Below are 11,001 nucleotides of genomic sequence, written 5' to 3'. Positions count from 1 at the left end.
ATGACACCGAGCCCGTGCCCCGCCGCGCGCAGCACGGACCTGGGCGAGCCCGACGACGCCGCCCACACAAGATCGCGTGGGTCCCGCCCGGTAGCGGGTAGTTCGACGTCCCTTGCATGGTCGCGGAAATCGCCGAGCAGGTCCGACGGGCCCGGGCGAAGTACGTCGAGGAGCTGGTCGAGGCGCTCCTCGAAAATTTCTTCCCGCAGGTGCGATGGGACGGCAAATAGGTCCTGGTCCTGGGGGAGTGCGCCCCTTCCGGCCACGAGGTCCACGCGACCGTTGGAGAGCAACGACAGGAGGCTGAGCTGTTCGGCAATGCGAACCGGGTCTGCGGTCGTGAGCACGCTGGCGGCAGCGGACAACCGGATCCGCTCGGTGACCCGGCTCAGTGCGGAGAGCAGCAGGAAGGGGTCTTGATTGACGCGATGAGCCCCGTGCCCTTCACCGACACCCACAATGTCGAGCCCCACGGATTCTGCCGTTCTGGCCAACTCCAGAACATGCGTGAGGCGTCCCGAGGGACTCGGGAGCTGACCCGTCAAAGGATCCGGCGCGATGTCTCCCCACGTCATGATGCCAAGCTGTGGGTTCACGCGGGTCCTTCCGGTGGTCGGCCGTGGAGCGGGCTCTTGTGCCAGCAGTGAACGCTCTGGGGTTGGCCGTCGCGGCGTTTTAGGCTGGCTCCATGGCTACTGTAGACATCACCCAAGACACTCTGGGTCAGACCATCTCCGACAACGACATCGTGTTGTTGGACTGGTGGGCCGACTGGTGCGGACCCTGCAAGCAGTTTGCTCCCACCTACGAAGCCGCTTCCGAGCAGCACTCGGACATCGTGTTCGGCAAGGTGGACACCGAGGACCAGCAGGGACTGGCTGCCGCCGCACAGATTTCATCCATTCCCACCCTCATGGCCTTCCGTGAGGGCATTCTGGTCTTTTCGCAGCCCGGTGCCATGCCCGGCAACGCGCTGGACCAGGTCATTGACGCGGTCAAGGGCTTGGACATGGAAGAGGTTCGCGCCGAGGTCGAGAAGCAGGCCGCTGAGGGCGAGCAGGTCGACTGACCCAGCGCAAGACTTAAACCCCGCAGGGGCGCTCTCCGGATGGAGAGCGCCCCTGCGTTTTTGCACGTTCGGACTCACAGGGCGCGTCGATTCCTTGGCGTGGTCTCCCCTCGGGTTCACGAATGGTGTCTACGCCGCGGTGACGCCCAGCATTGATCCGATGAGGAACGTGGCTCCGAGTGCGAGCGCGCCCCCTATGACCACGCGAGCGGCCGCGCGTCCCACGTGAGGGGTGCCACCCAGCCGCGCGCCCAGAGTGCCCGTGATTGCCAGGGCAGCGAGCACGGCAACGAACGTGACGGGGATCCGCCATTCCGGCGGGGGCAGCAGGATGGCGAGCATGGGGAGGAGTGAGCCGAGGAGGAAGGCCAGAGCCGATGCCCACGCCGCGGCCCACGGGCTGGGGATGTTCTCGGGGTCGATGCCCAACTCGGCATCCAGGTGCGCGAGCAGCGCATTGCGTTCGGTGAGTTCAACCGCCACGTGCCTAGCTGTGTCGTGAGATAGCCCGCGGGACCGGTAAATGTCGGTCAGCTCTTCCAGCTCGGCCTCCGGCATCTGCTCGAGCTCCAACACTTCTTTGGCGATCAGGGCCTCCTGCGAGTCCTTCTGGCTGGACACCGACACGTACTCACCCAGGGCCATGGACAGGGCGCCGCCGATGACCGCCGCCGAGCCGGCAATGAGAATCGGCCAAGAATCGCCGGTCGCACCGGCAACACCGACCACCGTGGCAGCCACGGACACAATGCCGTCGTTCGCGCCCAGGACCCCGGCGCGGAGTTTGTTGAGTTTCTCGGCGTATTTGTCGTTGTGGGGTTCGGCAATGACGTGCTCGCTCATGCGTCAAGTCTGCTCCGGGCCCCAATGATTAGCTAGCTAGGTTAACCAACCCTCACTTGGCCGGTGACCGGCCCGGGACCGGCGAGGACGCAGCAGCCAAGGTCAATGCCGGCGATGGTCCGCAGGAGCCAGGCGAGGTCCGAAAGACGGCTTACGGTGACCGCTGGCTTTGATCAACCGGACCACGCGCTGACGGTGCCCCCGCCACGGTTCCAGCAATTGCTCCATCCGATCGTCCGAACCCGGTGCGCCATCGAAGAACCAGCACACGTAATCCGCCAAGTGGTAGTCACGCACGCTGATGCCATCCGGATCCCCGTGCGTGCACTGGGTGATCTCTGCGGCGGTCCACACCCCTATGCCGTTGAGTGTTTGAAGTTTGGCCCGCACCCGCGCGGGATCATCGAGCGCGCCCAGTCTTTCCAGCGCACTCGCACGCTGCATCGTTCGCATGACGGTTGCGGAGCGTTGCGGATCCACACCCGCTCGGTGCCACTGCCACGAGGGAATTCTCCGCCATTGCTCCGCGGTGGGAGGTACGTACATGCCGGCCGGAGCGGGACCCGGCGCGCGTTCACCGGCCAAGCGCACCAGGTAGCGGTAGGCCCTGATGGCCTCCATGGCCGTGACACGCTGCTCGATGATGGCGATGACCGCCCGGTCGATGACCGCGCCGGTTGCGGGCAGCCTCAAGCCGGGGTGCCGACGCCGCGCCAGCCGTAATCGCTCCGGCAACAGGTGGTACGCGGCGGAACCTTCGAAAACCGTCCAGTCGTCCGCGGCGCCGCACCAGTTGGGAGCACTCTCGATCCACGTGATCGCGCCCGGTCCCCACGCGTCCACCACGATGTCCCGCTCCAAGGTGGTGCTCACCGCGCCGGAGGGCGCCCGTGTGAAGCGAGCGGAGACGGCCAGGTCGTGATGTCTGGTGGTGATCCATACGCAATCGGGGGACAACACGCGCACCGTGGGGTCGGCGCTACCGCGCCCGAGCACGGAGAGGGTCTGTCCCAGATGGACAGGTGCTACCGGTGACCACTGAAGCCGGACGGGCTCCACCGCGGGTTGCTTCGCGGGGCCCACGGTCGCGTGCAAGGACATACTCGTCATCTTTTCACGCGCCCACGACATGCATAGGCCTCGGGCGCCGCGAAGGACAGGCCGGGGTGCAGTGCGCCCCGCGCGAGACGAGCTATGCGCGGCCCTCGTGTTCACCGGCGCACAGGGCCGCTGGGATATCCTGCCCACGAGCGCACCCCACGTCAGGAAATCCCGTGTCCACAGCGATTGAGCATGCCGCGTCCCCGAAGACCGTGTTTGTCGGGTGCAACGCACGGATCCGTGATCACCTGCGTTGGTGGCCGGTCGGGATGGGCGTGGTCTTCACACTGCTTTACACGCTGTTCTCCCTCACACAGTGGCATCAATGGGAGGTGCCCTCATGGGACAACGCGATCTTCACCCAACTGCTGCAGTCCTACGCCGCCGGGCAGCCACCCGTGGTGAATATCAAGGGCCATGATTTCAACCTGCTCGGCGATCACTTCCATCCGTTGCTGGCGGTATTGGCGCCCGGCTATTGGCTGTTTCCGTCCGCTCTCACGCCGATGATTCTTCAGGACATCCTGCTGGGATGGTCCGTGGGTGTGGTCTCCTGGTGCGCCGCTCGCGCCTTACGACCAGCACCGGCCGCGGCCGTCGCGGTGGCCTACGGGTTGAGCTTCGGGCTGCAGGGCGCGGTGGCCGTGCAGTTCCACGAGATCGCGCTGGCGGTGCCGCTGCTTGCCCTCTCCGTGTGTGCCCTGAGGGAACGGCGCTGGCCTTCGGCGGCTCTGTGGGCCGCCCCGGTCGCCCTCGTGAAGGAGGACCTGGGGATGACGGTCGCCGCCGTCGGTGCCGTGATGGTGGGGCACGCATTGCGGCCCACAGCGCGAGTGTCGGCGCTGTGGTTGCATCGCGTGTATGAACCCACGGGCCGCGTCACGGGAGGCGGGCCAGCGTCGTCGTCGGCCAAGGAACTTGTCACGGCGCTGAGCCGCACCTCGCAGCAACCGGCCGTGCTCGGAGCGCTGCTGATGGCGTGGGGAATCGGTGTGAGTCTGCTGGCGGTCTGGGTGATCCTGCCGGGGCTGAACCCCAACGATGCGTTCGCGTACGCGGACAAATTGGACGTCGCCGGTATCCTGCGCGACCCGGCCGCAGCGGTGATCACATTGTTCGTGCCCGACCAGAAACTGGGCACGTGGTTGCTCACCCTTGCGGCCGGTGCGTTGGTCGCGGTGCGCTCCCCGCTTGTCCTGATCGCCCTGCCCACGCTCGCGTGGAGAATGCTCTCGCCCAATGACGGGTACTGGGGCCCGGGGTGGCATTACAACGCGGTGATCATGCCCATTGTGTTCATCGCGGTGATCGACGCGGTGGTGAGACTGCGGGCGGCGGGCACCCGATCCCGGGCCGCACGGGCAGCGGCCGAGCTCGGACCGTGGGTTGCCCTGGTCGTGGCGCTCGCGGTCGCGACACAGCAACCGCTCGCCCACTTGGTCACGGGGGAGGCCTGGCGCCAGGACCCTCGGGCGGACGTCAAGGACGCCACGGTCCGGGCCGTTCCGGAAGGAGCATCGGTAGCCACGGACCTGACATTGATCAATGGGCTGGTGTCCCGAGCGGACGTGCATTGGATCGGTAATACGGATGACCCGGCGCCCGACTTCGTGGTGATCGATCGCGAAGGCGGTGCGTGGGGGGAGGACCCGCCGGAGGATCCCGCAGCGTACGCCCAAGAACTGTATGGCGAGCAATATGTCATCGAACGTGACGAGGAGAACATCATTCTGCTGGGCCGGGAGTCTCCGTAACGCAACGAAGTGCGCTAGACTTTGACGTTATCATCCCGGTTTTTCTGTCCTCATTAAATCGTTTCGCCGTAGCAGGCATGTCGATCAGGGGCACACGCGGTAGGACCGCACGCACCGGTGTCAATCATTTCTACCCCACCGAAGCGAGGTTCACCCATGCCTACTGAATCCACTCCCGAAACTGCTGCAGAGCTTGAGACGCCCACTACTACCGAGGCTTTGCAGGGCGCCGAAAGCGCCGCTGAGCCCGCCGAATCCAAGCCCGATACTCCCACCTTCGCCGAACTCGGCGTCGACGGCCGCATTCTGGCCGCACTCGACGACGTCGGGTACGAGTACCCCTCGCCCATCCAGGCAGCCACCATTCCCGCACTGCTGAGCGGTCGCGATGTGGTGGGTCTGGCCCAGACCGGTACCGGCAAGACCGCGGCCTTCGCAGTTCCCGCGCTGTCCAAGTTGGCGGAGCTGTCCGACCTGCACGGTCCCCAGCGCTCCACCCGCGTGCTGGTGCTCGCGCCCACCCGTGAGCTCGCGCTGCAGGTGGCGGAGGCCTTTGGTTCCTACGCGACCCACCTTGACGACTTCACCGTGCTGCCCGTGTACGGCGGTTCGTCCTACGGCCCGCAGCTGGCCGGTCTGCGCCGCGGTGCGCAGGTTGTGGTGGGCACCCCCGGTCGCGTGATCGATCACCTGAGCAAGGGCTCGCTCAAGCTCGACGACATTGCCTACGTGGTGCTCGACGAGGCCGACGAGATGCTCCGCATGGGCTTCTCCGAGGACGTCGAGAAGATCCTCAGCCAAACTCCGGTGGAAAAGCAGGTCGCCCTGTTCTCCGCCACGATGCCCAAGGCCATCCGCCGGATCGCGCAGCAGTACTTGCGTGATCCCAAGGAGATCACGGTCAAGGCCAAGACCACCACGGGCACCAACACGCGTCAGCGGTTCATGCAGGTCATGGGCCCGCACAAGCTGGACGCCATGACCCGCGTGCTCGAGGTCGAGGACTACGACGGCGTGATCGTCTTCGTCCGCACCAAGGCCGCGACCGAGGAGATCGCCGACAAGCTCAAGGCCCGCGGTTACACCGCAGCCGCGATCAACGGTGACATCCCGCAGAATTTGCGCGAGCGCACGGTGGACTCCTTGCGTGACGGCAAGGTGGACATCCTGGTCGCCACCGACGTCGCCGCCCGCGGTCTGGACGTGGAGCGTATCTCCCTGGTCGTCAACTACGACATTCCCCACGACACCGAGTCCTACGTGCACCGCATTGGCCGTACCGGCCGCGCGGGCCGCAAGGGCGAGGCCATTCTCTTCATGACGCCGCGGGAGAAGTACCTGCTGCGCGCCATCGAGAAGGCCACGCGTCAGCCGGTCGAGCAAATGCGCATGCCGTCCGTCGAGGACGTCAACCGCACTCGTAAGGAAAACTTCGCGAACCAGATCGCGGAGACCATTGAGTCCGAGGACTTGGCGTTCTTCCGCGAGCTCGTGGAGCAGTACGAGAACGAGCACGACGTGGACGCCGCCGAGATCGCGGCAGCGCTGGCCGTGATTGCTCAGGACGGTCGCCCGTTCCTGGCCGAAGAGCTTCCCGAGGTTCCGCAGCGCAAGCGCGAGCGTGACCGCCGTGAGGGCTCCGACGGCCCGCGTGGCGGCGGCGGCGGTCGCCGCAGCGGTCCCGAGGCCGGCATGCGTACCTACAAGCTGGCTGTTGGGCATCGTGACCGCGTGGCACCGGGCGCCATCGTGGGCGCACTGACCCACGAGGGTGGCTTGAACGGTTCGCAGATCGGCGCGATCGACATTCACCCCAACTTCACGTTGGTGGGTTTGTCCGAGAACCTGCCCGCGGGCACCATGGACAAGCTGTCCAACACCCGCATCAACGGCGCCCCGATCCGCATCCAGGAGGATCGCGGCCCCGGTGGCGGCGGCTCTCGCGGTGGCTCCCGTGAGGGCGGCCGGTTCCGTGACCGTGATGGTGACCGCGGCGGTCGTTTCGACCGTGGTGACCGCTCCGATCGAGGCGGGGATCGCGGCGGCGACCGTGGCGGAGACCGCGGCGGTTTCCGTGGTGGCGACCGTTCCCGTGGCGGTGGCTCCTCGTACCAGGATCGTCCGCGCAAGAAGGGCTTTCCCAAGGGCAGCGGTGGGTTCCGCGACCGCTGATAGACCCCGCTGACCGCCCGGATTCGGGCGGTCGGCACCCCGCGGATACTCTGCGGATTCGGTGAGTTCACCTCGTTTTTGCAACTCGCCGAAATGCTGTTAGAGTTTTCCGCGTTGCCCCGATAGCTCAGTGGTAGAGCGCCATCTTGGTAAGATGGAGGTCCCGGGATCGATTCCCGGTCGGGGCTCTCATGATGAGGGCCTGCGGCTTGTGCACACGAGCCGCAGGTTCATTCATGAAATGGCGGTGTAGCTCAGCTGGTTAGAGCGCACGACTCATAATCGTGAGGTCGACGGATCGAGCCCGTCCACCGCTACTTCCAAGACGTCGTTCCATGCGGAACGGCGTCTTTGTCTTTGCCCGGATGCTCCGCCCAGTAGGCTGAGGGAAAATTTTCGTCCGACCGAGGAGAGCCATGGCCATTTCAGAAGAGGTGGTGGGCCGCACGTATCCGGCTGCACCCGCCTACCAGGTGTCCCGAGAAAAGATCCGCGAGTTCGCCTCCGCGGTCAAGGCCACGGACAGCGTCCACTTCGATGTGGAGTCCGCCCGGGCCGCCGGGTACGACGATCTCGTGGCCCCGCCCACCTTTGCCATCATCGTGTCCCAGCGCGCCGACGCCGCACTGGTCCAGGATCCGAGCGCGGGTATCGATTTCTCCCGCGTGGTGCACACCGAGCAGCGATTTACACATCACCGCCCCATCGTGGCCGGTGACGAACTCCTGGCGGCCGTCACGGTTGACCAGGTGCGGCCCATGGGATCGGGTGCCATGATCACCTCCCGTGTGGAAATCACCACCGTGGCGGGCGAGCAAGTGGCCACCACCACGTCGTCGTTGTTGGTACGCGGGGAGGACCAGTAATGAATATCGCATTCGAGCAGCTCGAAAAGGGTCAGTCCATCGGCGAGCGCACCGTGCCGGTGTCCCGTGCGGATCTCGTGAAGTACGCCGGCGCCTCCGGTGACTTCAACCCGATCCACTGGAACCAGGACTTCGCCCAGAACGTGGGCCTTCCCAATGTGATTGCCCACGGCATGTTCACCATGGGGGCCGCCGTAGGTCTGGTGACCGAGTGGGCGGGTGACGCGGGCGCCGTTGTCGATTATCAAACCCGCTTCACCAAGCCCGTGGTCGTCCCGAACCGTTTCGACACGGAAGTCCGAGCCGGAACCGAGTTGTCCGTGAGCGGCGCGATCGGCGCGGTGGACCAAGAGGCCCGCACCGCGCGCGTGGACCTCACCGTCACCGCTCCCGATATGGCCGAGGAGGGCGCGGACCCGGCCGAGGCCAAGGCGCTCAAGGTCTTGGTCAAGGCCCAGGTTGTTGTGAAGTTCTAGCATTAGAGTTAACCATCATGAATGCACCCCGACTGGCCGATCTGACCACCACCGCGGTGGGCGGCCCCGCTTCCCGTTACGTCAAGGCGGAGACCGAAGAGCAACTGACGCGCGCGGTGGCCGCGGCGGACGATGCCGGCGAGCCGATCCTGATCGTGGGCGGGGGCTCCAACATTCTGGCCTCGGACAACGGCTTCGAGGGGACCGTGGTGCACGTGGCCACGGAGGGTATCCACGTGGTGGAGACATCGTCCGCCCGTGGCTCTCTGGTTGAGGTGCAGGCCGGGCACTCGTGGGAGCGGGCGGTTCAGTGGAGCGTTCAACAGGGCCTGGCGGGCCTGGAAACGCTGTCCGGCATTCCCGGGACCACGGGAGCCACTCCCGTGCAGAACGTGGGCGCGTACGGCACAGAGGTTTCGCAGACCATCGATAGCGTGCGCGCGTGGGATCGTCAGGCACGTGAGCTCCGCACCTTCAGCGCCGGTGACCTGGAGTTCTCCTACCGCGATTCTGTGCTCAAGCGCAGTATGGAACACGGGACTCCGCGCTACGTGGTGCTCTCCGTGACATTCCGGTTGTTGCCCCAGGCCGTGGGGCTGCCCGTGCGCTACGGGCAGCTGGCCTCGGCGCTGGGTGTGGAGATCGGTGAGTGTGCACCACTGGACGCCGTGCGCGAGACCGTGCTGCGGCTGCGAGCCTCCAAGGGGATGGTGCTCAACCCGCAGGACCGGGACACCTACAGCACCGGCTCATTCTTCACGAACCCCATTGTGGAGGACCCGGCTCGCCTGGAGGCCCTGCCTGATGACGCCCCGCGCTACCCCGTGCTCGACGCCGCGGGCCACCAGATCCCCGGGGCCACCAAATTATCCGCCGCGTGGCTCATCGACCAATCCGGATTCGGCAAGGGGTTCGGGCTACCCGGCTCGCGGAATCAGCAGCTGGACCTCGACGGCGAGTCCGTGGCCGCCGGCCGCGCCGCCGTCTCGACCAAACACACCCTGGCCATGACCAACCGCGGTAGGGCGTCCTCCGAAGACCTCGCGTCCCTGGCTCGTACCGTGCGTGACGGCGTGGAGCACGTGTTCGGCGTGCGGTTGGTACCCGAACCGGTCCTGGTGGGGATGAGCCTCTAGGTGCTCACGACAGCATGAGCTCCGAACTCCAGGAAGAGATCCGGCGCGGCGAGGAAGGCGGCCGGATCCAGCGGACCGTGTTGCGGGTCAAGGCGTTCTCCTACAAACACCCCGCACTGCGAGCCATTCACCTGACGTTGGTGACTGTGCTGGGCGCGCTCTTCTTGGTGCTGGGGATCATCATGTTGGTCACGCCAGGCCCCGGGTGGTTGTTCATTTTCCTGGGCATCGGTCTCTGGAGCACCGAATTCGCGTGGGCGCACCGGCTCAACCAGCGCGTCAAACGACTGGCCCTGAAGGCGTGGCGCTGGTGGTCGAACATCGTGGCCGAATGGCGGTTCCGCCGCGCCCGCGACAAGCCACATCACTTACTCCAAGGGCCGCGACACCTGCGTGTCACGGCCCATGGAACGGGTGAGAAGTAGGCCGAGGCCTACAGCGTGCCGGTCGCGATCTTGAGCATGCGACGCAGGGGCTCTGCGGCACCCCACAGCAGTTGATCCCCCACGGTGAAGGCGGAGATGTACTCCGGGCCCATGGAGAGCTTGCGGATGCGGCCCACCGGGATGTCCAGGGAACCGGAGGCAGCCACCGGCGTCAGATCCTGCATGCTGGCTTCCTTGGTGTTGGGGATGACCTTGGCCCACTGGTTCTCGGCGTCGATGATCCGCTCGATCTCCGCCACCGGAAGGTCCTCGCGCAGCTTGATGGTCAGCGCCTGGGAGTGGCTGCGCATTGCGGCGATGCGCACGCACAACCCGTCCACGGGAATCAGGTCCTCGCCGGAGCGGCCCAAAATCTTGTTGGTCTCGGCCTCCGCCTTCCATTCCTCACGGGACTGGCCGTTGCCCAGATCGGCGTCGATCCAGGGGATGAGCGAACCGGACAGCGGCACACCGAACTGTGAGGCGTCCAACTCACCGGAACGCTGCTTGGCGAGCACCGCGCGGTCGATCTCGAGAATGGCCGAAGCGGCGTCGGCGAGGTGATCCGACACGGAACCGTGGATGTCCCCGAACTGCTGAATGACCTCGCGCATGTGGCGGGCGCCGCCACCGGACGCGGCCTGGTAGGTCATGGAGGTGGTCCACTCCACCAGGTTGTTGTTGAACAGCCCGCCCAGGCCCATGAGCATGCACGAGACCGTGCAATTGCCGCCGCTGAAGTCCTTCACACCGCGTGCCAGACCCGCGTCGATCACGTCGCGGTTGACCGGGTCCAACGGGATGATGGAGGACTCTTCCATGCGCAGGGTGGAGGCCGCGTCGATCCAGATACCGTCCCAGCCGGCATCGCGCAGCTTGGAGTGCACGGCCTTCGTGTAGTCGCCACCCTGGGCGGTCACCAGGATGGGAAGTGCGGACAGCGCCGCAATGTCGTAGGCGTCCTGCAACGTCCCGGCGTCACCCATACCCTCAATGGTGGGCGCGGCGCCTCCGGCATTGGAGGTGGAGAAGAATACGGGGTCGAGGCTGGCGAAATCGTTTTCGGCGCGCAGACGGTCCATCAGAACGGAACCGACCATGCCGCGCCAGCCAATGAAGCCTACGGCTGAGGGTTGTGAAGTCATGCCGCCCAGTCTAT

General features: G+C 65.9%; 11 protein-coding genes and 2 tRNA genes. 9 read left to right on the top strand and 4 right to left on the bottom strand.

What is annotated here, in order from left to right:
* Nucleotides 1-596: LLM class flavin-dependent oxidoreductase (locus tag Q4E95_RS00420; protein WP_303381448.1), on the bottom strand; the 596-nt coding region annotated here is incomplete at its 3' end.
* Between the two features lie 92 nt (nucleotides 597-688).
* Here Q4E95_RS00420 and Q4E95_RS00415 point away from each other — a divergent pair.
* Nucleotides 689-1,069, top strand: a complete 381-nt coding sequence (locus Q4E95_RS00415; protein ID WP_303381447.1) for a co-chaperone YbbN — start codon at nucleotides 689-691, stop codon at nucleotides 1,067-1,069.
* 129 nt (nucleotides 1,070-1,198) lie between these two features.
* Here the strand turns inward: Q4E95_RS00415 and Q4E95_RS00410 are convergent, their stop codons facing one another.
* Entirely contained in the window at nucleotides 1,199-1,912 is a 714-nt protein-coding gene (locus Q4E95_RS00410) for a VIT family protein (RefSeq protein ID WP_303381446.1), read from the bottom strand.
* Nucleotides 1,913-2,014: 102 nt separating this feature from the next.
* On the bottom strand, nucleotides 2,015-3,022 hold the full coding sequence (locus Q4E95_RS00405; protein WP_368660303.1) for a DNA-3-methyladenine glycosylase: 1,008 nt from the start codon (nucleotides 3,020-3,022) through the stop codon (nucleotides 2,015-2,017).
* Nucleotides 3,023-3,186: 164 nt separating this feature from the next.
* Here Q4E95_RS00405 and Q4E95_RS00400 point away from each other — a divergent pair, with 164 nt between their 5' ends.
* The 8 genes from Q4E95_RS00400 (at nucleotide 3,187) to Q4E95_RS00365 (ending at nucleotide 9,842) form a co-directional block, all read left to right on the top strand.
* Nucleotides 3,187-4,767: a DUF2079 domain-containing protein gene (locus Q4E95_RS00400; protein WP_303381445.1), complete on the top strand. Its 1,581-nt coding sequence runs from the start codon at nucleotides 3,187-3,189 to the stop codon at nucleotides 4,765-4,767.
* A 156-nt stretch (nucleotides 4,768-4,923) separates the two neighbouring features.
* A complete protein-coding gene (locus tag Q4E95_RS00395) occupies nucleotides 4,924-6,939 on the top strand; it encodes a DEAD/DEAH box helicase (RefSeq protein ID WP_303381444.1) in 2,016 nt (671 codons plus the stop codon).
* A 116-nt stretch (nucleotides 6,940-7,055) separates the two neighbouring features.
* Nucleotides 7,056-7,127, top strand: a tRNA-Thr gene (locus Q4E95_RS00390).
* 55 nt (nucleotides 7,128-7,182) lie between these two features.
* Nucleotides 7,183-7,256, top strand: a tRNA-Met gene (locus Q4E95_RS00385).
* Nucleotides 7,257-7,355: 99 nt separating this feature from the next.
* On the top strand, nucleotides 7,356-7,805 hold the full coding sequence (locus tag Q4E95_RS00380; RefSeq protein ID WP_303381443.1) for a MaoC family dehydratase N-terminal domain-containing protein: 450 nt from the start codon (nucleotides 7,356-7,358) through the stop codon (nucleotides 7,803-7,805).
* Nucleotides 7,805-8,281 (top strand): MaoC family dehydratase, encoded by a 477-nt coding sequence (locus tag Q4E95_RS00375; protein WP_303381442.1) that lies wholly within the window; start codon nucleotides 7,805-7,807, stop codon nucleotides 8,279-8,281. The genes Q4E95_RS00380 and Q4E95_RS00375 overlap by 1 nt, the downstream gene beginning before the upstream one ends.
* A 17-nt stretch (nucleotides 8,282-8,298) precedes the next feature.
* Nucleotides 8,299-9,417 carry a UDP-N-acetylmuramate dehydrogenase gene (locus Q4E95_RS00370; RefSeq protein WP_303381441.1) on the top strand — a complete coding sequence of 373 codons (1,119 nt, stop codon included), beginning with the start codon at nucleotides 8,299-8,301 and terminating at the stop codon, nucleotides 9,415-9,417.
* 14 nt (nucleotides 9,418-9,431) lie between these two features.
* Nucleotides 9,432-9,842 (top strand): PGPGW domain-containing protein, encoded by a 411-nt coding sequence (locus tag Q4E95_RS00365; RefSeq protein ID WP_303381440.1) that lies wholly within the window; start codon nucleotides 9,432-9,434, stop codon nucleotides 9,840-9,842.
* An 8-nt stretch (nucleotides 9,843-9,850) separates the two neighbouring features.
* Here the strand turns inward: Q4E95_RS00365 and asd are convergent, their stop codons facing one another.
* Nucleotides 9,851-10,987: an aspartate-semialdehyde dehydrogenase gene (gene asd, locus Q4E95_RS00360; RefSeq protein ID WP_303381439.1), complete on the bottom strand. Its 1,137-nt coding sequence runs from the start codon at nucleotides 10,985-10,987 to the stop codon at nucleotides 9,851-9,853.
* Between the last annotated feature and the right edge of the window lie 14 nt (nucleotides 10,988-11,001).

It is taken from the genome of Kocuria sp., assembly GCF_030536815.1.
Classification (GTDB): Bacteria; Actinomycetota; Actinomycetes; order Actinomycetales; family Micrococcaceae; genus Kocuria; species Kocuria gwangalliensis.
This window is presented reverse-complemented; position numbering and strand designations above follow the sequence as displayed.